This window comes from Okeania sp. SIO2C2, assembly GCF_010692625.1.
Taxonomy (GTDB): domain Bacteria; phylum Cyanobacteriota; class Cyanobacteriia; order Cyanobacteriales; family Microcoleaceae; genus Okeania; species Okeania hirsuta.
The window spans coordinates 19,809-45,705 of sequence record NZ_JAAHGM010000031.1 but is presented as its reverse complement, the minus strand read 5'-3'; the positions used below and the strand labels follow the sequence as shown (position 1 = coordinate 45,705).

At 34.9% G+C, this 25,897-nt stretch carries 18 protein-coding genes and 2 pseudogenes; 15 read left to right on the top strand and 5 right to left on the bottom strand.

The features are described from left to right. Positions 1–3: 3 nt before the first annotated feature. Positions 4–147 carry a hypothetical protein gene (locus F6K18_RS22150; protein ID WP_287524121.1) on the bottom strand — a complete coding sequence of 48 codons (144 nt, stop codon included), beginning with the start codon at positions 145–147 and terminating at the stop codon, positions 4–6. A gap of 1,581 nt (positions 148–1,728) precedes the next feature. Here F6K18_RS22150 and F6K18_RS22145 point away from each other — a divergent pair. The 4 genes from F6K18_RS22145 to F6K18_RS22130 all read left to right on the top strand — a co-directional run bounded on the left by F6K18_RS22145 (position 1,729) and on the right by F6K18_RS22130 (position 8,399). Beyond that, complete coding sequence (locus F6K18_RS22145; RefSeq protein WP_287524118.1) at positions 1,729–3,423, top strand: S8 family serine peptidase; 1,695 nt, start codon at positions 1,729–1,731, stop codon at positions 3,421–3,423. Positions 3,424–4,442: 1,019 nt separating this feature from the next. Next, positions 4,443–5,174: a sugar transferase gene (locus tag F6K18_RS22140; RefSeq protein WP_124147618.1), complete on the top strand. Its 732-nt coding sequence runs from the start codon at positions 4,443–4,445 to the stop codon at positions 5,172–5,174. Between the two features lie 373 nt (positions 5,175–5,547). Further along, a complete protein-coding gene (gene gmd, locus F6K18_RS22135; RefSeq protein ID WP_287524115.1) occupies positions 5,548–6,576 on the top strand; it encodes a GDP-mannose 4,6-dehydratase in 1,029 nt (342 codons plus the stop codon). An 878-nt stretch (positions 6,577–7,454) separates the two neighbouring features. Continuing rightward, a complete protein-coding gene (locus tag F6K18_RS22130; protein ID WP_124147616.1) occupies positions 7,455–8,399 on the top strand; it encodes a GDP-L-fucose synthase in 945 nt (314 codons plus the stop codon). A 251-nt stretch (positions 8,400–8,650) separates the two neighbouring features. On the opposite strand, the gene F6K18_RS22125 is transcribed toward F6K18_RS22130, so the two are convergent. Beyond that, entirely contained in the window at positions 8,651–8,857 is a 207-nt protein-coding gene (locus F6K18_RS22125) for a hypothetical protein (protein ID WP_287524113.1), read from the bottom strand. A 565-nt stretch (positions 8,858–9,422) separates the two neighbouring features. On the opposite strand from F6K18_RS22125, the gene F6K18_RS22120 reads away from it, so the two are divergent. From F6K18_RS22120 to F6K18_RS22110, 3 genes are all read left to right on the top strand, one after another. After that, complete coding sequence (locus tag F6K18_RS22120; RefSeq protein WP_287524111.1) at positions 9,423–10,142, top strand: DUF2786 domain-containing protein; 720 nt, start codon at positions 9,423–9,425, stop codon at positions 10,140–10,142. A 303-nt stretch (positions 10,143–10,445) separates the two neighbouring features. After that, positions 10,446–10,880, top strand: coding sequence for an AbrB family transcriptional regulator (locus F6K18_RS22115; protein ID WP_287524110.1), 435 nt, complete (start codon positions 10,446–10,448; stop codon positions 10,878–10,880). A gap of 1,582 nt (positions 10,881–12,462) precedes the next feature. Further along, complete coding sequence (locus F6K18_RS22110) at positions 12,463–14,013, top strand: FAD-binding oxidoreductase (protein WP_287524108.1); 1,551 nt, start codon at positions 12,463–12,465, stop codon at positions 14,011–14,013. A gap of 542 nt (positions 14,014–14,555) precedes the next feature. Here F6K18_RS22110 and F6K18_RS22105 read toward each other — a convergent pair. Next, a complete protein-coding gene (locus F6K18_RS22105; protein WP_287524106.1) occupies positions 14,556–14,726 on the bottom strand; it encodes a hypothetical protein in 171 nt (56 codons plus the stop codon). 427 nt (positions 14,727–15,153) lie between these two features. On the opposite strand from F6K18_RS22105, the pseudogene F6K18_RS22100 reads away from it, so the two are divergent. The 4 genes and pseudogenes from F6K18_RS22100 to F6K18_RS22085 all read left to right on the top strand — a co-directional run. Then, positions 15,154–15,300: pseudogene (locus F6K18_RS22100) on the top strand (RNA-guided endonuclease TnpB family protein); the annotation flags it as partial. 48 nt (positions 15,301–15,348) lie between these two features. Then, positions 15,349–15,627 carry an IS200/IS605 family accessory protein TnpB-related protein gene (locus tag F6K18_RS22095; RefSeq protein ID WP_287524103.1) on the top strand — a complete coding sequence of 93 codons (279 nt, stop codon included), beginning with the start codon at positions 15,349–15,351 and terminating at the stop codon, positions 15,625–15,627. 260 nt (positions 15,628–15,887) lie between these two features. Next, positions 15,888–16,025 carry a hypothetical protein gene (locus tag F6K18_RS22090; RefSeq protein WP_287524101.1) on the top strand — a complete coding sequence of 46 codons (138 nt, stop codon included), beginning with the start codon at positions 15,888–15,890 and terminating at the stop codon, positions 16,023–16,025. Between the two features lie 135 nt (positions 16,026–16,160). Continuing rightward, the gene (locus F6K18_RS22085; RefSeq protein ID WP_287524099.1) at positions 16,161–16,721 is read left to right on the top strand and encodes a YHS domain-containing (seleno)protein; all 561 of its coding nucleotides are present in this window, start codon (positions 16,161–16,163) and stop codon (positions 16,719–16,721) included. A gap of 513 nt (positions 16,722–17,234) precedes the next feature. On the opposite strand, the gene murF is transcribed toward F6K18_RS22085, so the two are convergent. Further along, positions 17,235–18,644, bottom strand: a complete 1,410-nt coding sequence (gene murF, locus F6K18_RS22080) for a UDP-N-acetylmuramoyl-tripeptide--D-alanyl-D-alanine ligase (RefSeq protein WP_287524098.1) — start codon at positions 18,642–18,644, stop codon at positions 17,235–17,237. Positions 18,645–19,266: 622 nt separating this feature from the next. Here murF and F6K18_RS22075 point away from each other — a divergent pair. The 4 genes and pseudogenes from F6K18_RS22075 to F6K18_RS37350 all read left to right on the top strand — a co-directional run bounded on the left by F6K18_RS22075 (position 19,267) and on the right by F6K18_RS37350 (position 23,903). Next, positions 19,267–20,592, top strand: a complete 1,326-nt coding sequence (locus tag F6K18_RS22075) for a hypothetical protein (RefSeq protein WP_287524095.1) — start codon at positions 19,267–19,269, stop codon at positions 20,590–20,592. Between the two features lie 715 nt (positions 20,593–21,307). Next, positions 21,308–21,483, top strand: a pseudogene (gene rpsU, locus F6K18_RS22070) (30S ribosomal protein S21). Between the two features lie 422 nt (positions 21,484–21,905). Further along, positions 21,906–23,336, top strand: a complete 1,431-nt coding sequence (locus tag F6K18_RS22065; protein WP_287524092.1) for a GTP-binding protein — start codon at positions 21,906–21,908, stop codon at positions 23,334–23,336. A 390-nt stretch (positions 23,337–23,726) separates the two neighbouring features. Then, positions 23,727–23,903 carry a hypothetical protein gene (locus F6K18_RS37350; RefSeq protein ID WP_375341337.1) on the top strand — a complete coding sequence of 59 codons (177 nt, stop codon included), beginning with the start codon at positions 23,727–23,729 and terminating at the stop codon, positions 23,901–23,903. A gap of 302 nt (positions 23,904–24,205) precedes the next feature. On the opposite strand, the gene F6K18_RS22060 is transcribed toward F6K18_RS37350, so the two are convergent. Then, on the bottom strand, positions 24,206–25,873 hold the full coding sequence (locus F6K18_RS22060) for a mechanosensitive ion channel (protein WP_287524090.1): 1,668 nt from the start codon (positions 25,871–25,873) through the stop codon (positions 24,206–24,208). Positions 25,874–25,897 lie beyond the last annotated feature (24 nt).

The following is a 25,897-nucleotide window of genomic DNA, read 5'->3' as shown; positions in this document are numbered from 1 at the left end:
AAATTATACACAACTAAAGCAAACACCAAGTCCACCAGCATTTTTCTGGATAGCATTTTTCTGGATAAATTTAATTTCACCTCCTTCAATGGCCTTTTGAATAGCTGTTGAGGTGATTTGGAACAGATTTACTAACTTCTCGCTCAAAACCTACTGGACTGACAAAGCTAGAATAGTGCATTAGCTGTTTTGATGTAACTCTTGTTCTGCAAAAGTTTAAGCTTTTTTTTTAGCAACATTTAAGGCGTGTCAATCCAGTAGTGGACTGTTTAATCTTAAATGTTGCAATAACAAATTTTTAAGAGATAACTTCCTCTAGCTAAAATGACAAATCTAATGCAGTATTTTAGCTCAAACAGTCCATTAGGGTGCGTTAGATGTCTAAAATATAATTTGTGAAGAGTATTTAACAATCCGTCATAACGCACCATTTTAGATGTGTCAATCCACTACTGGAATTATTACTTTTAAAGAGTGCATTAGCTTTTTGAGTTTAATTTCTATTCTGGCAAAGTTTGAGCATTTTTTCCAAAGCAACATTTAAGAGTGGTCATTCCACTACTAATGTTGGTCTTGCTACATTGCCTGATGAAAAATAAATTGTTATCAAGATACAATAATCAAGGAGATAGATTCCTCAAAAATTTAAACAATAACGAACGAAAGCAAATAGGAAAAAACCTATTTTAAGGGAATAGCAAATCAAAAAAATCAAGAAAAGATTAGATTTAAGACTATCACATGGTGGTATTGATTAAGAGTAATAAAGTTGCTCGTTGCATACAAAAAGTAAAGAATAATCGAAAAAATTGGGCATTAAAAGGGGATAATGATTTTGAAAATCAGATTCCCCACGTCAATTTGTTACATAAAAAGTAGCACAAATATCAGTGTGTTATCGGTATTTATAGTCTATAAATCATCATAATTTAACTGAGACGAAAGCAAAATTTAATTGAATAAATCAAGCATAAATATTTGATGGAGTCAGATTATTAGGGTTTGCTGAAAAAGTCTTATGGGTGAGGGTAGGAGACAGGAGACAACCCACCCCTAACCCCTCCGGTGGAGTGGAAGACAGGAGACAGGAGAAAAGGGAATGAACGAGGAGGTAGCAGTAAGAATTGTCCTTTGATTTTTCTGCCTAACTATGCGCCTAAAATACGCTCCTTTTTGAGCATGAAGAGCTGAAAACCAGGCACTGCAATTCGACCCCAAAAAGGCGAAAACCTTTATCTGTAAATACTTTTAGATTTAATCAGCAAGCCCTAATTAGTCAGGGTCATTGCCTACTGACTAATGTACGTCGCCAATCCGACTGCTCCCCTAAATGACTACTGACTACTTGCCATTTATACTAAGTTTTGAAGTGCGGAATGTAGGTTAAAAAATTTAGACAAAATAGATGGTAAAATCTGAATCAAAAAGTCTCAATAAAGTGATGGTTAAAATTCAAAAAAAATTGTAAATAGAGGTAAGTAAAGATACAATAAAAAGAATTATCAAAAAGCTGAATATGAAATGGAAAATAATTAAAATAGGAATAAGTAAGACTCCTAATGAATAGGAATAATCAGAAAGAATAACTTTGAAAAGTTGCTAAAGCAAAATAATTAATTTCCTAAGATTAATGAAATTTAAGGCATCAGGGAAAAAGGGAATATATGATTTAACGCAAAATAAATAAAGTGCGCCTATACTAAAAATTAGTATCAAGAAAAGAATGCAATGATTGGTCCTAGCTCTGATGGTTTATCTTATTCATTAGATAACAATCCTAATAACTTTATTGTACCCCTAAATTTACTGACTCCATACCCAGAAGGTCTAAAAGCTCTAGATGGTAATGATACAGTAATAGGCTCATCAAATCCTGAACTAATTAATGGTAATAAAGGCAACGACAACCTATTTGGTGGGGACGGTTCTGATACTTTACGAGGAGGTAAAGATAATGATTTGATTTATGCTGACCAAGGTAGCGATCAAATTTTTGGAGATTTAGGCAACGATACAATTTATGGAGATTTAGGCAACGATACAATGTTTGGAGGTAAAGAAAACGATCTTTTATTAGGTGAAGATGGTAACGATCTAATTTCTGGAGACTTAGGAAAAGATACATTAATTGGAGGATCAGGCAATGACACATTTGTGCTGCGAGAATATCAAAATAATAATATAGACATGGCAGATATTATTAATGATTTTGACTTTAATTTTGACAGAATTAAAATACCAGAAAATTTAACAGAAAATGATATCTTATTAACAGCAGATTCTTTATCGGGGGATACATTAATTCAAGTTCAGACAAATGGTTTAATTTTAGCAAGAATTAAAGCAATATCTGACACACAACTTGTTGAAAGTCGCTTGATTTTTGATAATACTATAAGTATAAATGAAGTTCCACAAACAGCTAGTTCTATACAGTCAAGCTTTAACAGTACTTTTGGATATGGTTTAGTTGATGCCTCAGCAGCAGTGGCCAGTGCTACTGGAGCTGCCCCTTTTCCAGATATTCCAGATATCGGCGGAAATCAGTGGGGACTAGATTTAGTCAAAGCACCAGAAGTTTGGAATCAAGGTTTTCAGGGAGAAGGTATTGTAGTAGCTGTCATTGATAGTGGTGTAGATAATACCCATCCTGAATTAACAGGCCAAATGTGGAGCAATAGCGGTGAAATTCCCAATAATGGTATTGATGATGATGATAATGGTTATATAGATGATACCTGGGGTTGGGATTTTGTCAATAATGACAATGGCCCAAGGGATGAAGAAAGTCATGGAACTCATATCGCAGGTACAATTGCTGCGAAGAGAGATGGAGTAGGAACAACTGGAGTAGCTCCAAATGCTAAAATTATGTCTCTCCGGGTACTAAATGATGAAGGGGTGGGTAGGGTTAGCGATGGAATATCAGCTATTCTCTATGCAGTTGAGAATGGAGCAGATGTAATTAACTTTAGTTCTGGTGGGAGAAATTTAGTCCCCAGCGAACTCGATGCTATTCGTTATGCTTCTGACAGAGGTGTTGTATTTGTTTCTGCAGCAGGTAATGGTAGTTTAAGCAGTCCTGATTATCCAGCAAGATTAGCTAATGAATATGGAATTGCAGTTGGGTCAGTAGATCGAAATGCCCAATTTTCTTCTTTTTCTAATAAAGCTGGAGGTGAACTGGATTATGTTGTGGCCCCAGGAGGAGATGGTTTTCCTGAAGATGCAGGAGATATTTATGGACCTGTAGCTCCTTCAATAACAGGTAACTTATACAGTTTCTTTGCTGGTACTTCTATGGCAACACCCCATGTTGCAGGTGTAGCAGCTTTAATTAAACAGGCTAATCCTAGTTTATCTGCTGAGGCAATTGAGAATATAATTATTGAGAGTGCTAATTCTGCGACTGTTAGTGTTTAACCTATGCTAGATGTAGAATATCACACTATAGCACTACGCAAATAGGGCGCGGAGATTCTTCTATTTCCTATAGGTACTTTGATATTTTTGAGGGTAAAAATAGCTCAAACCCATACAGGACAAAGGAAATACATCAATAGGCTCAAAATTCCTCTTTGGGTAGCATGACCGAGGAAAACCTAGATAGATCGACAAACAAGCTAATTTGACGTTAAATTATTGCTACGTAAGCTTTTGAGGCTATTTTTCAGATGTTTTTTACTACAGTCTTCCTATTCTCAACTCCCAACTCCCTGCTCCCTATTGCCTTTTCACTCAAATTTATTGTCCTAACCAAAGAACGTACTGCTATACTTTCATGTTGCAATAGATTCAACTTGAACTTTAACTACTGACTATTTATAATTGCCGATTGACTGGTGGTATAGGCTGATATTAACTAAGTAGGTATAGTAAATATCTAATATGAAATATGAAATATAAAAAAGAATGATACGAATAATTTAACTGGTTCAAAAACTTTACCCAGAAATGTCGATTTGACTAAAAACAGAGTTTTACTCTAATACATGATATGTAGGCTATTCCTCCTGACTCCTGACTTCTAAATTATGCCTCCTGACTCATTTGAAGATCCTAATTATAGCGCTGCGCCCAGGGAACAGGCAATAGGGAACACCTCATTTGGGGGAATAAAAAGCTGGTCAGATAAGACTTTGAGCTATTGAACACCTCCTGCAATTTGTAAATATGCCAGCGCACATTGCTATATTTGTAGCAAAAATTTTAGCATTTCATATAAATATGGGACTATCATAATCCTCATGGTTAATCTTGAGATTAATACAAATCAAAGATTTGTATAAAATCTATCAATAGAGGCACCCAAGTGTCCGAAGCGAGAGCCAAATAATTGTCCTTTTCCAAAATTAGTCATCTTTTTCGTAACTAAATTTGCCCTCTATTTCGCTATAAGCTTTATGATCAGGACTGTGTGTGGTGTGAAGTGAAGGAGTAAGATGACTGCCGATAGCCAATTCATCTCTGGCAAGGTAATTAGAGGGTTTACAGGACACGGTTTTCAACCTTTCCTCCCCAGAGATAGACAAAAAAGTCGATTTCTAGAGGGCCTAGAGGTAGGATGTTATAAACGATTATTTGATATCCTGTTTTCTCTGTCGGTTCTCATATTGTTTGCCCCTATTTACCTGTTTATAGCTTTACTAATTGTCTTTAGCTCACCAGGATCTGTTTTTTATGTTCAAGAAAGAGTGGGTAAAAATCGAAAGCTTTTCCGTTGTTTGAAGTTTAGAACTATGGTGAAAAATGCAGATGAGATGTTAGGAGAAATTATGGAAACATATCCTCATCTGCGCCAAGAATTTCAAGAAAGTTTTAAATTAAAACATGACCCTAGAATTACATGGATAGGTAAATTTCTCAGGGTAACGAGTTTAGATGAATTTCCCCAATTTTGGAATGTTTTGAAAGGTGATATGAGCGTTGTAGGGCCTAGACCATTAGTGGTTGAAGAACTACCAAAATATGGTCATCACATGGATAAAATTCTGACAATCAAACCGGGAATTACAGGTTTATGGCAAGTTTCTGGTCGCAATGATATTCCCTATCCTAAGAGAGTTCAAATTGACCTTTTTTATGTAAACTTCAGAAATTTTTGGATAGATATATGGATCATGTTTAAAACAGTTGGTATTGTTGTTTTCCCAAAAAATAATGGTGCTTACTAAGGCTTGTCATTAATGACTAAGTGATTTAAAATCAATTGAAGTTATTACGGGGTTAGAGGTTGATAGTATTTTTCCAACTATTATCTTTCTAACCTACTAACCAAAATTGATCAGCTTAAATAAAATCAGTTTTAGTTGCTTGAGAGAAATAGTGTTTTTCAAGGAGTAAAGTTGATAAATATTAACTCAAAATACTTGGTTATGAGAACAATTTTAGGTTAGTCTAGAAATCTGGGGATGGTAGAGAGTATAACCAAACTATATAAGCAAACAAAAAAATAAATATATATTTATTTTTTTGCACTGTAGCGATTGAGCTAATTATTATGGACATTCCCATGCCAATTTATTACCTTAGTAAATATTAACTCCAATGACTGAAAAGAAACGAGCACTAATTACTGGTATTACAGGTCAAGATGGTTCATACTTGAGCGAACTTTTGTTAGAGAAGGACTATGAAGTTCATGGTATTATTAGACGTAGTTCTAGCTTCAATACAGATAGAATAGACCATATATATGAAGATTCTCATAATCCTGATGCTAGATTATTTCTACATTATGGAGACTTAACTGATGGGACTACTCTACGTCGAATTCTGGAAGAAGTTAAGCCAGTAGAAATATACAATTTAGGTGCCCAGTCCCATGTGAGGGTTAGCTTTGATTCTCCAGAATATACAGTAGATGCCGTGGGAATGGGCGCTCTACGTTTACTCGAAGCAATTCGAGACTATCAACAACGTACTGGAATTGAAGTTCGTTTTTATCAAGCTGGTTCTTCGGAAATGTTTGGCAAAGTTCAAGAAGTACCTCAGAAAGAAACTACACCTTTTTACCCCCGTAGTCCTTATTCTTGTGCTAAAGTTTATGCCCACTGGCAAACAATAAATTATCGAGAATCATACAATCTCTTTGCTTGTAATGGTATATTATTCAACCATGAAAGTCCTCGTCGAGGTGAGACTTTTGTAACTCGTAAAATTACTCGTGCTGTAGCTAGAATTGTAGCGGGTAAACAGAAGAAACTCTATCTTGGTAACTTGGATGCTAAACGAGATTGGGGATATGCAAAGGATTATGTTAGAGCTATGTGGATGATGCTACAACAGGAGAAACCAGATGATTATGTGATTGCTACAAATGAAACTCATTCTATTCAAGAATTTCTAGAAATAGCATTTACTTATGTAAATCTAAATTGGCAAGATTATGTAGAGTTTGACCCGCGTTATCTACGTCCTGCGGAGGTTGATTTATTAATTGGTGATTGTACAAAAGCACAAGAAAAGTTAGGTTGGAAACCATCAGTTACATTTATAGAGTTGGTACATTTAATGGTTGATTCTGATATTAAAGCTTTGGAAAAAGCTACTACCATGAGCAATGGTTTTGATTAAAATTTTTTGGCTAAGTTATTAAGAGGATTTAACTCTTGAGGTAATCCTTAATTTTTTTGAGGTGATAGTGCTTTTATTGGTCTTTTGGCACTATCAAAATTAAACAAACTTGATGATGAAAAAGTAGCTAAAAAGAAAGAGAGAATTATCAGGTGTATCTAGATAATATAATGAGTAAAAGTAGAGAGTAATTCAAGAAAAAACATTTCTAGCACTAGAATAAGTATGAAGTAAAAAGCTGGCATCAATATAAGATGATATTTAGCTACAGTCCTAGTAGGAATTGATTGTTTTTAGATGCTACTATAGCAATCATAAATAGCTGTTTACTAATGCAGAATGTGAGAAGTTTAGTTAAACTAAAAATTAACAGTTAAGGTCTATGAGATTATGACTGTACAAATGCTGGATATAATTCCTAAATTTTTGGTAAAATTTAAATTGTCAAATTTTCTTCTATAGCACTATGCATATAGGACTTGGACATTGGTAAATCCTGTTTGCTTTTTTGCAGGCGGAAAGCTTTCCTAGGTCATGCTCCGCAAACGCTTTTAATGTTGCAGAGCAAAATGGTTTGACACGCTGCGCGACATGAATGGGTAGCATCCCCTAGGGAAGCATTTGGGCATCGAAAACTCTCTCAGATATTACCTTATAACTTTTGACTTGCACCGCTATATATCATCTCAGGAAAGCCAAAATTTCTTCTACACCCTAAAGCTGGAAAAATCTTGAGTAGCAATTAAATCCCAGTAATAGGAAATAAGAGATTTTTCTATCTCTAAGACCTATAGTATAACCGTATTTTTATTGGGCTGATTTTAATCCACAATACCTTAAAGCTAAAGTCTAATTAGTATCAATCTTGGAGGTTTTTAATGAGTAAATTAGAGTTAGAAAACAAGAGAATTTTGGTAACAGGTGGATCGGGTTTTCTTGGACGCCAAGTTATAGATCAACTTCATAAAGCAGGAGCTAATCCTGATAAGATTACTGTACCGCGATCGCGTGATTATGACCTTAGGACTCTGGAAGCTTGCCAAAAAGCTGTCCAAGAACAGGATATTATAATTCACCTTGCTGCTCATGTAGGGGGTATTGGTCTGAATAAGGAAAAACCTGGTGAGTTATTTTACGATAATTTGATGATGGGAGTGCAATTAATTGATTGTGCTTATAAAGCAAATGTAGAAAAATTTGTTTGTGTGGGTTCGATATGTGCTTATCCTAAATTTACTCCGGTTCCTTTTAAAGAAGAAGACCTTTGGAATGGTTATCCAGAAGAAACTAATGCTCCTTATGGTATTGCCAAGAAAGCTCTTTTAGTTCAACTGGATGCTTATCGTCAACAGTATGGTTTTAATGGTGTTTATCTGTTACCTGTTAACTTGTACGGACCTGAAGATAATTTCGATCCTAAGAGTTCCCATGTAATTCCTGCTTTAATTCGGAAAGTACATGAAGCTCAAGTTAGAGGAGATAAAAAATTACCTGTTTGGGGTGATGGTAGTCCTAGTCGTGAATTTTTATACTCTACAGATGCTGCAAGAGCAATTGTTATGGCAACTCAATTTTACAATGAATCTGATCCTATTAATTTAGGAACTAATCATGAAGTAAAGATTCGTGATTTAGTAGAGTTAATTTGTGAATTAATGGATTTCAAGGGAGAATTAGTTTGGGAAACTGATAAACCTAATGGTCAACCTAGGCGATGTTTAGATACACAAAAAGCAAAAGAAAAGTTTGGTTTTGTTGCTAATGTAGATTTTAAGCAAGGACTGAAGAATACAATTGAATGGTATCGAGAAAATGCTGACTAAGTTTAAAGGATATAGATTTTATCTGTTATAATTAATTGACATAAGTATAGAGCTGGAAGAAAATTATCTTTCAGCTTTTATATAATTCAAAACTTTTCTGGATAAAATTTACCATAGAGTTATTAAAAATATCAGGAAGTGATGTTGTAATACCAATTCACTTAAAATAATGTCACCAATAGTTGGTAACTGATGAAGTCAAATAATAAACAGAAATTACTGTAGAGTAGAGGTTTTAAATACCTAAAATATCACTTCTGACTTCTGACTTTAGTGAAACGGTATAAGCGATCAAGCATCGCTCGAAGCAAAATTAAATGTAGTTTATAGCTTGGTAGTCCTGCGGAGCGTAGTGGTATACAGCAAACAGAAATACCAGGTACGGCAGCAAGAGACTCCCACTGCCGTGCCTCGTAACAAAAATTGTCGGACAATGCACGACCATTACAATGCAGCACTACCTATAGCTTTTATCAGTTGGATGAGATAAAAAATTGGGATTTAGAGGACAAAAAATAGACAATAAATTTGGATATGTATCACTCAATAAAACACTGTTTTAAGCACTATAGTAAAATAGCATTTGTTGAATTATACTAAAACACATTTTTGAAAGTTTGATAGTTATGAAGCCATAGCATTTTGTAATTCAATAAAGTTATTTATAGCTTGATAAATTTTGATTATATAGGATTACATCAAAGCTAATTACTATCATAATCTATATGATATTCACTACAGAATAATTGTGAAAAATTAAATATAATCAAAAAAAATTATTCTGAAACAAACCATAATATCTAGTAAATATCCCATTGCTGAATCAAGGTATGAAAATAAAAACTGAATAACATCAAGTATTTGTCATTTAATAGTTTAGCGTTCGCGGTAGCTATGCAGAGCATTATCGCCAACAAATACAAATCATACCTACGCATCAGCAACACCATAAATATTACATTGAGTAAGTATAGTTGCATAATAAAAAATTTATAATAAAGCATTAGAAATAAGCTGAGAGAAATGGTCAATAAGAATCTCCTGGAAAAGATTAGTAAACTCCTAGCTCTTGCCAATTCACCTAATGAACATGAAGCTGCATTAGCGGCTGAGAAGGCAGCAGAATTATTAGCTCAACATAATTTATCTGTAGCAGATTTAGGAAAAGAAAAGGATGAAGATATTACTAAGGGTATTATTGATAGAACAGGTCGTTATGTTACCTGGAAAATGTGGATTTTAGCAGGAATTGCTAATGCTAATGGATGTCAAGCAATGCGTTCTACTTACAGTGGTGAAATGAGATTAGTAGGAACAGAAACTAATATTACAGTTTCTAAATCACTTTATGAATATTTAACTGCTGTAGTTGACAGTTTAGTAAAACAACATAGGGGTAAAGGAAGAACTTTTATTAATGCTTTTCGAGTTGGTTGTGCAACTAGATTAAGACAGAGATTAGAGCAAAGACGAAAATCCATGGAGGAAAAAGGTATTGCTAGTAGTGACGATCGAAATTCGGCATCTGCTATGGTTGTACGCTCAATGTTTGAAAAATATTCTTTAGCTATTCAAGTATATTTAAAGCAAGAAGGTGTAAAATGTAAAATTCAGAAATCGACTGCCGTTAATAATGATTTAGGTTTTTCTTTTGGATATATTGCTGGGGAAAAAATAAATTTGAATTATTTAAATCACAATTTATACAAAGGCAAAAATCATCAAACAGTTAACTATAAATAATTAACAATTAACAATTAATAATTAATAATTACCTATCCTGAAAATGGATATGATTGACGAACATAATTTATTTGATTTATTTATTATTGAAATCGGAGTCTTGAAAACTTAATTATTTGGTAAGTAGTACATAACTATTAATCATTAGTTTTTTTACATCTTAAAACAGTCTGATTTTAAGGGTTGGTTGCTCCGCTGAAGTTGATATTAGATAATATCCTCAAAGAAAACGTTAAATAGGCTTGATATTAGACGACGTAAGTGTTAAAGTTTATGGAAGAATATTTTAAGTAGATGGAGAAGATGGCTAAAACAACAACAGAAAAATTAAATACTTCAGAACAATCAAATACTCCACTGACTGGTAAAGCATTGTTGAAGAAAGTAAAAGAACTCTCCCACAAGTCAAAGAAAGATACTGCTATTGCTTGCGGATATTATTCAACTACAAAAGATAAGCAGAAACGAGTAAATCTTGCTAAGTTCTACGATGCTGTTTTACAGGCAAAGGGGCTAAATTTAGATGATAACAATGTTAAAGATGGAAGAGGGCGTGCTGCTACTTACCGTGCTTGTGTTCATAGAAATGGACAGTTAGTAATAGGCGCTAACTATACACAAGAAATGGGATTAAAACCAGGGGATGAATTTATTATCCAGTTAGGACATAAACATATTCATCTTAGGCAGATTAATATAGAAGTAGAAAAAGAAGATGAAAATAATGAGGAAGAATAGATAAATTTTGTAGTAATCGTAATGGTCTCTAAAATCTGCGATTATCATCATCTAGGTATTCCAAAGTGCTGCAAAAAACTAGAGTCATCTACAGTATTTGAAACCTAGTTTTTGGCAGCAAATAGACTTTGAAAGACAAGTTGACAAATTTGAGTATTTTTATCTTCAAAAATACCTAAACATGGGTGAACCTATTTTTAACTTTGTCAGGTATAATTTTGATCGGTTTTAAGTAAGTTAAGAGCGATTAGAAACAACTGAATTGTCTTAGGATTGAAACTGTTATTTGCTCTCAGTTATCAGATAGTAATGATGAGATAATCTAATTAAATTAGGTGTACAATGCAAAAAAATTGAGTTTCTTTACATCTATTTTAAAAGTTAAGTGGGTAAAAATAACAAAAATAGGGTTGAATTTACTTCGAGATTTAGGTGTAAATATCTGAAATAATCCCTATATGAAGTAGAGGCAATAGTGATCAACTATAGTATTACTTTGGAGAAATGTTATAAGTTACCTTAGATGAAATTGAATAATTATTAAAAATAATCATAAATATAGCAATCCTATTTAACTTGTAATATTTTGGTGGTAGGGGCGAATGGCCATTCGCCCCTACAGGATTCAGGAGTCAAGAGTCATAATTTTAAAAGTTTTCAGTTCAAATTAGCTATTATAAAAATTGTCACAACCAATTTAGGATTGCTATAGTATCAATATAATTATCTTAACGAGGTTGCAAATTATGGAATAATATTGCCAAAAATTAGTTTAGAGTTTGACTAAAAAAAACCTAATATTAATAATTCTAGCAATTCTCAAATTCAAAATCTAATTCAATCAAAAATCATTAGTCACTAGACATCTCCAGAAAAGAGGCAGTAGGCAGTAGGCAGTAGGCAGTAGGGAGAAATAATTGATAATTTATGTGTGAGAATTGATTTTATTTTTGATTTTTGGAGATGTCTACTGTGCAACGCTTCTTAACCAATTAATAAAAATGGTTATAGTTATATTAAATATAGTTAAGCAAAATCTTATAATACTTCAAATTACTAAAAAAGCCTTCCAAACTAAAAATCTGTTTTGTAATTATTTAAACTCATAACAAAGATGACAATTATATTGAAATTGTCATATAAAATTACGGCGTTGGTGAATAAATGTATGATTTGAAGTAGGAGTCAGCACTCAGCTATCAGCAGTCAGCTTTTCAAGGTTTATAATGGGGGATTAAAACCCCAATTAACACGCACCACTAATTTTTTCAAATATAATGGGGGGACTTAAACCATCGAATTTTTAGCTGACAACTAAATGCTGGCAAGGGTCGCATTCCGGAACGGAAAAGCTGATAGCTAGTTAACAGGATTCATCAGGAGCGATTCAGTAGATAAAAAGGAGTTTTTCGGAGACTAAATAGGAAGAAATAGGTATAATTTGCACTATTATTTTGGCTGAAAATTTACCTAAAGTAGGATTTCATACCTCAAATCAGCAACGTCAAAATTGCTTATAATTTGAATGAATATTTAAAAATCAGCAATAAAATAATTACGGCAAAAATTAATCAAAAAAATTATGTCCTTAACAGAACAAATTCTCTCGCAAATTCCGGGAAGTCCTTTACAAGGTCTGCGGAAAGCTGACCAGGTTTGGCAAAACCTTCGAGAAGACAATATTTCTATTCCTACTACTGTGAAAAAAGAAACTCAATTATTAAACACTTTAGACTGGGATGTAGTAATTTGTGGTGGAACTCTGGGTATACTTATTGGAGCAACCTTAGCAAAAAAAGGTTGGCGGGTAGCTCTGTTAGAACGAGGTATCCTCAAAGGGAGAAAACAAGAATGGAACATATCCCGCAAAGAACTAGAAACATTTATAGAATTAAATCTTCTCTCCTCAGAAGAATTAGAAACAGCGATCGCCACTGAATATAACCCTGCGCGAATTAGCTTTCCAGAGAGCAAGGATATTTGGGTCAAAGATGTTCTCAATATTGGTGTAGATCCAGTTTACCTCCTAGAAACTCTCAAACAGCGTTTCCTGGAAGCAGGTGGTCAACTATTTGAAAACACAGCTTACGAAGCAGCAACCATTCATCCAGATGGTATCGACATTCAGGTTAGTAGTGGCCAATCATTCAAAGCTCGACTGCTCCTAGATGCAATGGGGCATTTTTCTCCTATTGTGAAACAAGTACGCCAAGGCAAAAAACCTGATGCTGTCTGTCTAGTAGTTGGTACTTGTGCCACTGGATACCCAAAAAACGATACAGGAGACATTTTTGCCTCATTCACTCCTATAAAAAACCAATGTCAATACTTTTGGGAAGCATTTCCTGCTAGAGATGGACGAACTACTTATCTATTTACCTATTTAGATGCTCATCCAGATAGAATTTCCCTAGAATCATTCTTTGAAGAATATCTCCGCTTATTGCCTGAATATCAAAAAGTGGAGCTTAGTCAACTTACATTCCAACGTGCCCTGTTTGGTTTTTTTCCTTGTTATCGTCAAAGTCCTCTTCAAACTCCTTGGAATCGTATTTTGCCAGTGGGAGATAGTAGCGGGAGTCAGTCTCCTCTTAGTTTTGGCGGTTTTGGAGCTATGGTACGTCACTTGAAACGTCTAACCGGGGGTATTGATGAAGCTCTCCAAACTGATAATCTTTCTTCAAATGCTCTAGCACTTTTGCAACCTTATCAGCCTAGTATATCAGTCACTTGGTTGTTTCAACGTTCTATGAGTGTAGGGATAGACCAAAAAGTTGAACCAAATCAAATTAATCAACTATTGGCAGGTGTATTTCAGGTAATGGATAAATTAGGGGAATTTGTACTTACACCTTTTCTACAAGATGTGGTGCAGTTTCCTGCTTTAGCACAAACTTTATTTATGACTTCTTTGAAGCAACCAGGTTTAGTCATTAAAATTATTCCTCAAGTTGGCATTGGAAATTTATTAGATTGGATGAGACATTATTTTAATTTGGGAATTTTTAGTTTATTATCTCCTATAGGAAATATGATGGGGTTTTTAGTGACAAAAATTCCTCTGGTGCAAAATTATTATTATCGTCGTTGGATTGAACAATGGCAATATGGTTCTGGTGGGGATTATAGTTGAAGTCAGAAGTTAAAGGCTAGAAGTTACCGAATTAAGTCTGAAATCAAAAATGAAATACTGAAAGAATCCGATAATTTATTCTAAATTCGGTTGCCATACCCCCCTTAATCAATCAAAGAAAATTCAACCAATGATAATGAGTCAAGTTTCTAATTTCTTCTTTTATTTAACTCAGAACATTACGGAAGAAGGAAGAAAGTTTGAAAGCCACATCTTTTTAAAGCGTGGATGAAAAATGAACGGGCGATTTTAATCGCCTAAAAAAGTTGTTATTTTTTATCCTTTAATGTTAATTTTATTATAAAAACATAAAAGTGATAAAGATGTATGGATGTCAGCAAGAGCTAATTAAAAGTTCAGAAAATATCCCGTTTTTAGAATACTTATGTACCACGGTTAACCGACTTATTAATTGTGGGATTTATTTGGCTAGACAATGGTATTTTAAGTAGGGCTTGCTGATTAAATCTAAAAGTATTTACAGATAAAGGTTTTAGCCTTTTTGGGGTCTAAAAAAGTGCCTGGTTTTCAGCTCTTCATGCTCAAAAAGTTAGTATTTTAGGCTCATAGTTGGGCAGAAAAATCATTCTTACAGTTCTTACTCCTACCTCCTCGCTCCCGAACCTTTTCTCCTGTCTCCTGTCTCCATTATAGCTGTCTCCTACCCTCACCCATAAGACTTTTTCAGCAAACCCTAAGTAGGGATAAATCACGGGAAAACACGACTTAGAGAAGCAATTAAAGTCAAATCATAATTATCAATTTCTTCATTCTCAAGCAGCACAGCAAACCTTGAGAGGAGTAACAGAGTCTTTTAAGTCCTACAAGGAGCTTTCCTACAAACACTATCTAGGAAAACTGAAAAATAAACCTCAACTTCCCAAATATCGAAAAAAGGGAGGACTAGGAGTTATAACTTATCCAAAACAAGCTTTGAGACTGAAAGGAAACCAGGTGAGAGTACCTCTGGGGAAAAAAGTTAAAGCTATTTCAGTTGATAGTTTTTGGCTAAATTTTCCCAGCAATCTTGAGTTTAAAAAAATTCGAGAAATAAGGATTCTACCTCGTAATGGTTGCTTTTATGTTGAGTGGGTTTATCAGTTATAGGTCGATTAACCTGAACTTGACAGGGATAAAGTTCTCGGTATTGACCACGGAGTTGGTAATTGGTTAACTTGGGTTAGCAATGTAGGAACAAGCTTGATTGTAGATGGCAAACATTTAAAATCACTTAACCAGTGGTATCACAAAAAAATAGCAACAATTAAAGAGAACAAACCTCAATGATTCTGGTCAAAAAAGTTAGCCAATATAACTGAAAAACGCAACAGACAAATGCGCCATGCTGTGAATAAAGCGGCCAGATTAGTTATAAATAACTGCTTAGAAAATGGTATTGGTAGGATTGTTTTTGGATGGAATAAGGGGCAAAAAAATGCTATTAACATTGGAGCCAAAAACAATCAAAAATTTGTGCAAATTCCCACAGCTAAACTCAAAGAACGAATTAGTAAGTTATGGGAATTGTACGGCATAGAGTTTATTGAAACTGAAGAATCTTACACCTCGCAAGCAAGTTTTTTAGATGATGATTTCCTGCCCAACAGGGCGTGAAAAACCCGAGAGCTGGACGCCGTCAGGAAAGCGAGTACAGAGAGGTTTATATCAAACCAAAAACGGTTTGTTATACCAATTTCATCAAATATTGCAAAGCGTGAGGACACAGGGAACAGGGAACACCGGAGCTGGGAACAGAGAAAGAAAAACATAAATATTAACGAGGAAAAAAGGTGCAAATTTTATAATTTATGGAATTTATAATTTTTTCTTTTAGGAATAAATCACAAATTAAGATGTAACTGCCTTTTTTGAATTTGGTATTAGTAAATGCTGATGTGAATGGAGCAGCTAATATTCTCAAAAAAGTAGCGACAACTTTGGAGTTTTCTCTCGAAGGAGTCAGTAGAGGTAGTTTGATAATGCCTTTAAGAATCCAGTTTTGGATTGCTTAAGAATCTCCGTATCTTTAGAGCGGGGAGTATCAATATGAAAAGAGTTTCAGGAATTTCTCACAGTCTGCTCAGTTGACTGACCTAAGTTAAGGATGTCGGTCCTGCAATCCCAAAATCCTTTTGAGAAAAAGTTAAATGAAACGTCGATATTTTGTCCTGTCTTCAGTTAGTTTCGGGTTGGTCATAGGGTGTGCTTCCCTACAAACGAAAGATTCCTCTCAGCCATCAGTGGAACTATCAACCAATCCTGTACCACCTGCTATTGCCGTATCGTCCAACAAGGCTGATGAATCTCAAATTGCCAATGTCACAGAGCCGATTTTTGCGGAAAACGGAGTTGCCATTCGAGGTGCTGACCCAGTTGCGTATTTTCAAGTAGGTAAACCTGTCCAAGGAAATAAACAATTTACTCACAACTGGATGGGTGTCAACTGGTGGTTTTCCAGTGCCAAAAATCGCGACTTGTTTGCAGCAAACCCAGAGCAATATGCTCCGCAGTATGGCGGTTTCTGTGCTTTTGCCGTTGCCAATGGATACACTGCTCCTATCGTTCCAGAAGCATGGAGCATTGTCGAAGGGAGGCTATATCTCAATTTCAGTTTAAGGGTTCGCGATCGCTGGGAACGTGATATTCCAGGCAATATTGCCCGCGCCAATAAAAACTGGCCTGCTGCCGCCGCCAACTTTCGGGGGTGAGGGGTGAAACTCTACTGCCGCTACGCGGAAGTTAAGAGCTGATTTGTAAACTTAGCTAAAACCCTTATTTCATCTAACTCTCAGGGATTTAGGTATTATTGGACTATAACTCCCAAAACCCTTGTATTGACAGAAATTCAGCCTCTTAATATTTACTTTATAAATCAGCTCTAAAAGTCATGCATTTAAAAGTCAATCATTTTTGATTTGTAATTGTTTTAGGATTTTATAACTGGTCAGTTATTTCCGTCATCCTGCACTAGTTTGGACTAAGGGACTTGCAACGCCTGAGAAACGGAGTTTTAAGGGTGACAAGAAAGCTCTAACTACTACTTTAGCTGGGATAGAGCTTTCAACCCACGCTGAAAATCGCTCTGATTTGTGAGGTTGGTCTGCTTCTTAAAAATTTCATATTTAATACAGTCAAGAACAAATATGGATTTAATATTCCAGGGTGCTTTATATCAGTTAAGATACAACTGTAACAGGCAAGATGCCTGTGCTATAAATACATTACTTATTTATTAAAATCTCAACAACTTGATTAAGTGCCACAGAATGAGAAGCCTTAAAAAGAACCCGATCGCCTGGTTGTAAAAAATCCTGCAAATGTGTTGCTAATTTCTGATGAACATCATTAGAACTAATATTTTCTACCTCTATAAACTGCAAACCAGCAGCACCAATAGCCATTGCCTGTGCCTCTTCAAAATCTGCCAAAATAAATAAACCATCAATATTCAAATTCCTGACAACATTCCCAACTTGTTGATGAAATAGAACTGATTTATCTCCTAATTCTTTCATCGTTCCTAACACAGCAATATGACGTTTTCCCGGAGTTTCAACTAACAAATTTAGAGCAGCAATCATCGACTCTAATCCAGCATTATAAGTTTCATCTAAAATTACAATATCATTATCTAAATTGTATCTTTTTGCCCTACCTTCAGGTAATTGAACCGACAAATTATTAATCAAAGGTTGGAATAAATTTTTGGTAGAAATACTTTGACCATGAATTACCTTAAATACAGCCAAAGCCGCCAAATAATTAGAAGCATTATGACTACCAGGTAAAGGCAAAGGTAAATCTAAACCCTCAACATTTATAGTTTGAGAATCAATTAAATTTCCTTGTAAATCTCCACCTTCTAAACCATAAGTAAAAGTTTCTCCAGACCAAAACTTAGCCGCAGTTTCTATCAACCGTTGATTATCATAATTTAGAATAGCAATACTATTATTAGACATTTCTCTTAATAATTCACACTTAGCTTCAGCGATCGCTTCAACAGAACCCAAACGACCAATATGAGCAGTACCAACATTAGTAATTAAGCCAATTGTCGGATTGGCAATATGTGTTAATTCTGCTATTTCCCCTGGTCCTCGCATTGCCATCTCCACCACAGCATAATTATCATCAGAGGAAAGTCTTAGTAGAGTTTTAGGCACACCTATTTCATTATTATAGTTAGCTTCAGTTTTCAGCACTTGACCCTGAATAGCCAAGACTTTAGCAATTAATTCCTTAGTAGTAGTTTTACCAACTGAACCTGTGACCGCAATTACAGGAATAGCAAACCGATCTCGCCACCAACGAGCAATTTTTTGGTAAGCTTCTAAAGTATTTTCTACTTGTAATATAGTTACGCTATTTGACTCTTGTGTAACTCTATTCTTTAAGGTATATTCTTCCTCAACAATGATGCAAGAAGCCCCTTTTTCTATTGCCTGTTTCACAAATTTATGGCCATCAAACTTTTCACCTCGTAATGCCACAAATCCTTCACCAGATTGTAAGTTACGAGTGTCTGTATTTATGCCTGTAATTAATGTTTTTTCAGGAATCTGAAAATTTTTAAGTGTTGTAGCAGCCAAGATTTCAATTAATTGAGATAAGGTAATGTGACAGACCATAACGATTGGCAGTCCTACTCAAATATGTATAACAATTATATTAGAGTATTTATTATTTTTGAAGTCAATTTATTTTTTGGGAGCTAACTGAGCAATCAGGAAAAAATAAAAAGTATAAATAATTCTCTAGGGGAAAAATTTTTTTTAAGTTTGGTAAATTTTGTCATAATTTAGAGCTGACACCAGACAAAATAACTAAAACTTTGCCGAGCAAGGATTAATAAAATTTAGACTATCTTATGTATATGACAATCAGTAACGAAAAATTTGTATGGAGTTGGAAGTAGATGCTACTAATAAATCAGTAAAATCAAAATTGACCGATGTAGGAGAGTTTTTAATCAAGCAAAATCTTTACTGAAACTTCACACAAATTCAGTAAATTTTTAAGATAATGAAAGTTATGGGTTTTAGTCAACTGTAGGGTATCGATGTTAGGTATAGAATAATCTAAGGGTTTTAATACTGAGTTATAGATAAAAATTATACCTAGTATAGTAAAGTAAATATCAACCTAAAATTTGGAATTAAATATACAATTTTATACAAACTATAGACGCTAATTAATCGTCAAACTAGCCCTAGAAGATAAAAATCTTAAAGTAGGTAGGAAGTATATAAAATGAAAAATCTTATGGACGAATATAACAAATACAAATCTCAAGATGAACAAAATATCTATAACCATTTTATCCAATTGATAGATCTAAAGTCTTCAAAAGAAGTAATTGAAAGATTTAGAATGTTATTTATTAATGGTTCGGGATATCCTGACAGAGAAATATCTCAAGCACTAGATAGAATTACAGCATTGCCAGAAATTGAAGAAGATTTTAATTTTATCTTAAATCGCTGCTGTCATATAGTTATCAATAGAAAACAACCCTATAACTATAAAAAAGATGTTTTACTAGACTTAATGAAGCTTTTCGCTCGAGTTGAAAATCAACCAGCACGTCGCCACTACTACGGTTCTCATAATAGTAAGAAATTATTAGAACTGGTTCAAGCATTCACAAGAAGCGAGCAATATCTCTCCTTAAAACGCTTAACAGAATTAATTAACCAACAAACAGGAAGTTGCAGAAACACTAATAGTGCTCTAGCTCAACCTTTAAGAACTCTAATTCCACGCTATCCTTACATATACCAACATTGTTTAGTTACTCCAGATAGTAGTTATGAACACCAACAAGTTATCAGAAAAATTCAACGACACAAACAAAGAAAATTTGAAATAGACTTATCCAAATATGTAACTCATAAAATTAGACAGAGAGTAGTAACAACTGCCTCTGAAAGAGAAGCTGCACTTTCAAACTTGACAGCATTTCGTTGGGAAGGCACCAACAATATTCAAAATCCTACTCTTTTGAGCGATCGAGAAGTATTATCAGCAATTAAAAAATTTGTAGGTAAAGTTGAAAATGGTAATAACTATCGAGATAATGCAAAAAGTTTCCTAACCCATGTCAGACAACCTCAATCCTATCGTTCTTTTAAAGAAAGTTTCTATGAATATTTAAGTACATCTTTTGATGTAGATTCCAAATCTATTAAGCATCAGTTTCAAGATAAACTATATAAGCAGCTAAAAAATACTATGTCTCACAGTAATGACAAACAGTTTAATGACTTTTTGCTGATGAGAACTTGTAATCAAATGTTAGGATATCTAGTTGTAGAAAGTACCCAAAAACCACAACACTTTCTATTTCTCAATCTAATGAGTAACCTGGGTCCGATCACAACTACTGGCCTTTTACTGAAAATAGTTTTGGTCTGCTATAGAGTCAAACCATACCTAGAAAAACGATTTTCTATACTATTTAACCATTACGAATCACATACTAGAGAAACAGTTATGTGGTTAGTTAAAGCTCTAGAAAATATGCAGGTTGCTTTAAGTACTAACTTTGGTAGGGTTGATTTATCTTTGATTCGTTAGAATATTTTAAATAAGCACTCAGCACTCAGCAGTAAATGTTTAGAAGGAGATTTTAACCCCTCCGCGCACCTTCCGGTTTATAGAAGAAACCGGGGACTTGAACAGAGCTACTAAAAGCTGTTAAAGCTTCCGAAATCTAGAATAAGCTAAGTTAACATCAGGAATAATATTGCAATGTTAAAATAAAGCTCAGAGTAAAGTTTTCAAGTATCATTTACATGATGGACTTATAGTTAATCTAAATATTTGAAGAAGGAGACAGGAGACAGCTATACTGGAGACAGGAGGAAAATTACATGGGGATAGTCAACGAAGGGCCGCTCCGCGTCTACGCTCCCCCAAGTAATGCGTGAACACCCCCGTTGACGGTGGGGTATTAAACCCACAAAGAAAATGATAAAATAAATAAAAAATACGGTAAACATTAAAAAGATTAAATATGTTGCCTAATTTAGCTATCGTATTATAAATAATAAATAATTAGATAACCTCTTAGCTTGTAGCTGTGGGTAGTTAAATACTAAGCATAGGTTAAGTAAAGACAAAAAGAAAAAGTAATGACCCAAGTGTTATATCAAATCCGTTTAATTGGACATAAAAAAAATCTTCAATCGTCATAACTACGCTCATCTTTGTAATTCTTTCTTCTCCTGACTCCTGAGGACTGACTCCTGACTCCTCATAACTTAACCATTCTATGGTTGTTTAACCGGATTTGATATTACTAGGTAAAAACGAAGGTATAGAGTCGGCCTTCCGGCGATTCAAGCGTCAAGTTTCTAGAGCAGGTATCCTTGCAAATGTGAAAAAAAACGTCGGTACTTTAAAACTTCTCAGGAAAAACGAAAGAAAAAGGTAGTAGCAGCACGACGTCAAAAACAATTTTATTAAAGCAAAAAATTTACAGTGGCAAATATTATAGAAGTGTTGAAATAAATTTTATAGAGCTTTAGCTAGTATTTTATGATATTAGTAATGTCTAATTTGAAGAAGGAAGAAGAAAGAAGGTCTAATTGCTTATGCATAGTCAACGACAGACCACGCGCGTGTATGATAACCCCAAACAATTTTCAGCACCTCCGTTGACGGTGTAGGGTTAATTTATTGTCACGCTTAGAAAAATTGTATCCTTTGAAATTTCGTAGATCTTGCTAGAACTAGTTAACCAAAAATATAGAGTTGTAAATATTCTCTGACGACAAAGAATTAGCCCTGTGGGTAGGGAACACTCCTTCTGCCTTTTGCCTTATTCAATAAAGTTGAAATCAACAACTAGAATAGGGAATTAATTATTAAATGAAAACTATCCAGAAATGAATCTAGATCGAGAACTAGACAATACAATACTAAGTTTTGCAGATATTCAAGCAGAACTTAACATCCGCAATGCCAAAGATGCTTTAAAAGAAATCGTAGATAATATAGATTTAACTCCCGAAGAAAGAACCGGATTAGACTCAGAAATTTCTGGTTTAGAATCAATGTTAGAAAAACTGGAAAAAGCCTCTGTACATATTGCCGTATTCGGTATGGTAGGAAGAGGTAAATCTTCAGTTCTCAATGCTTTGTTAGGTGAAAAAGTATTTGAAACAGGCCCAATTCATGGTGTTACCAAAACTACAGAAATCAAGCAATGGCAATTAGGGACAGAGAACTTAGAAGAAACAGAATCCTCATCTGATACCTCTCTAGTTTCTTACAGAATATCCCAAATTGAACTTATCGATACTCCTGGTATTGATGAAGTAGACGGAGAAACTCGGGAACTGATGGCCCGACAGGTGGCAAAGCAAGCAGACTTACTCTTGTTTATTGTGGCAGGAGATATTACCCAAGTAGAATATGAAGCTCTTTCCCAATTACGAGATGCTGGTAAACCGATGTTGTTGGTATTTAATAAAATAGACCAGTATCCAGAGGCAGATAGATTAGCTATATACAATAAAATCCGAGATGAGCGAGTCCGTGAGCTACTATCTCCCAAGGAAATAGTCATGGCAGCAGCTTATCCACTTGTAGCTAAGGTATTGCGACAACCCGACAGTAATATTACAGTACAGATGGAGCGCGGGGACCCCCAGATAGAAGATTTAAAGCTAAAAATATTAGAAATTTTAGACCAAGAAGGTAAATCTCTGGTAGCTCTCAATAGTATGCTCTATGCTGATAATGTCAACGAGCAGTTGGTGCGGCGGAAAATAGAAATTCGCGAACAAAGTGCTAATCAAGTAATCTGGAAAGCAGTAATGGCCAAAGCCATGGCGATCGCTCTTAACCCTGTAACTGTGGTAGATATTCTGAGTGGAGCTGTAATTGATGTAGCTATGATATTGACTTTATCAAAGTTGTATGGTATAAATATGAGCCAAAGCGGAGCAATAGATTTACTGCAAAAGATAGCTATTAGTATGGGTGGCATTACAGCTAGTGAATTAGTGGCAAATCTAGGACTAAGTTCTGTGAAAGGATTATTGGGTTTAGCTGCACCTGCTACTGGTGGGTTGTCTTTAGCGCCTTATTTATCTGTAGCGGTAACTCAAGCTGCAGTGGCAGGTTTATCATCTTATGGAATTGGACAAGTAAGCAAAACTTATCTTGCTAATGGTGCATCTTGGGGAGAAGAAGGTCCAAAAGCTGTAGTGAGTCATATTTTAGAATCTCTGGATGAAACTTCAATTATGGGTCGAATTAAGGAAGAGTTAATAGCTAAGTTAAACATCAAAAATTTCAGTAATCAGCAATAGCAAAATAGCAAAATCAGGAAAGCTTTACTAACGAAAAAATAGTATTGCAGAGTAATAGTAAAGTGTGAAAGAAGAATGTTACGAATAATTTGAATCATTGAAAGATTTTACACATCATGTTTCTTTCAGAGTGCGGGGCAAAATTACCTGATTAAATTACAGCAGTTTTCGAGTTGATAAGGTACAAAGTTTTATTCTTTTAGGGAATAGGGAACAGGAAATAGGGAACAAGGAATGAATAAAAATTATAGATTAGTCTCAAACTTTACCTCACTATGAAGAAAACAGAAGATATTTTTATTTTAGCTGTGGAGGATATCCAAATATTAATTATTCCTGCTACAGAGGTAAAAATTCTGTGATCAAGGCTAATTTTCCAACAATGAGTAAATTGAATTCAGAAATTATGTTCTGGTTCACCTAGAGAATATAGAGACATTTTATGCTTTGTTAGATCCTCTCAAAGAAAAACTACAAAGAACTTTATCAGAAAAAAAAATAGATAATTTATCCGAAATTTTGGCAGACAAAAAGCACAATAGTTTAGTTATTGATGGATGGCAATAGTTTGAGATTTTGACTAGGTGGAGAGTAAGCATTCAGCTATTAGCAGTCAGCTCTTCCTACGGAATGCTCTCGTAGTCAGCTTTTTAATGAATGAAGCAAGCATTTTGTTAACTTCTACTACATTTTTATACAAAGAATTGAAGTACAAGAACAAGAAGCTTAAATTGTCCACTATCAGGTAATAAAGCTGATAGCTGATAGCTGACTGCTGAATGCTTACGGTGGAGAGAGGATGATTAAAATCTTTAAAATTCTTTCTACTCTCCCCAATACAATACTTTTGCAGTAGCTTTAACTACTTATTATTTCTGATTTTTGAACTGCTCTAACCATTCTTGAATTTTAGAAGAAGCAATATCTCGTCCTCCTAAACCAAAAGCTAAAGCAATAGCTACTGCCATTGCTCCCATGAAAAGTCCAAAAGCTAGATTCACAATACTAGGAGCAATTCCCATTTGTTGCAAAGCCATAGCTGAGACTAATACAATAATCCCAATTCGAGCTAGCTGGCCCAAAAGTCTAGCTTGAGAATTACCAGAACTGGTGATTAAATTATAAGCAAGGTTAGCCAAGTATAGACCTATAGCCAATACTACTAAACCATAAAGAACCCGACCTGCAATATAAATTACAACATTGACAATTAAGGTCAGAGCTTCCAACTCCATAATCTGGGTAGCTGAAACTGTAGCAAAAAGGATAATACCCACAAAAGCTACAATACCAGCAATTTCTGAAGGAGTCCGTGCAGTAGGTTTAGCCCCAGGAGTACCAGGTTCACCCTGAATTACAGTAGCATTTGGGTCAGAAGCTGGTTGTGTAGATGGTGGGGTTGAACTTAAACCAAGCCAGTTGAAAAGGTTATTGAAACCAACGCTAGTCAGAAGATTAGTAACTAAATCACTAACAAATCTACCAACAAAATAAGCAACTACCAAAATCACAGCAGCAGCAAAGATTTTCGGTATAAACGTCAGAATATCATTGAGCATCGCCACTGCTGGAGTAGTAATGGCCAAAATATCCAGAGCGCTCAGAGCAGCGATCGCTACAGGAATCAATATCAGAACATAAACAACTGTGCCAATAATGGAAGAAAGATTTTGACCCCCAGTAGTTTGACTCATACCAAACCTACTACCTATTTGGTCTACACCTGTCGCAGCCAGAAGATTAGTAACAACTTTCTTAACCACAGTAGCAACTAACCAACCTACTCCAGCTAGAATAACAGCCTTGAGAATTCTGGGAAGAGACTGCAGGATTTGGTCAACAATGTTCTGAACAGGTTGTAGTGCAATCTGTAGTTGTAAAGCTTCCAGGATTACAGGCAAGAATAACAAGAAAATCAACCAATAGATAGCATTAGCAATAGTATCGCTAATTTGCACTTGATTTTCTGTTTGTCCATCACTAACTTGCTGGTTCAGACGGTCATCTAAACCAAATGTCCTCAGTCCTTTAGTAACTGCTAATTTAGCTATAGTTGCCACTAACCAGGCAATACCTAGCCAAATTAGGGCAGCTGCTACATTAGGTAAGAAGCTAGTTATTTCTGTGAGGAAGGCATTGAGAGGTTGAGAAACTGCCGTCAGGTTGAGCTTATCAAAGAAAGCTATCAGAACAAAGATCATGATGATCCAGAAAATCAAAGAGGAGATCCATTTCTCCACTGGTAAATTCTGAGCTTGTTCTTGACTACCCGTTACCCAACCAGCAATTTTGTTATCGATTTTGGTCTTCTTGAATAGTCCTCCAAGGAAGCTGGAGAGAATCCAAGCCACTATCCAGCCTACAACTAGAATTGCAATTGCTGTTACTATGTCCAAAATTGCAATTGCTGTAAAATTTTGGGACACCATATTTACAGGATTTGCTTCAGTTTGTGCCAAAATATTTGAGGCTAACATCAAATTAGCCTGAATTGGCTCACTGATTGATTGTGTAATAATTTGCCAAGTGCCATTCATGCTTTTTTTGGGTTAATGTGACCT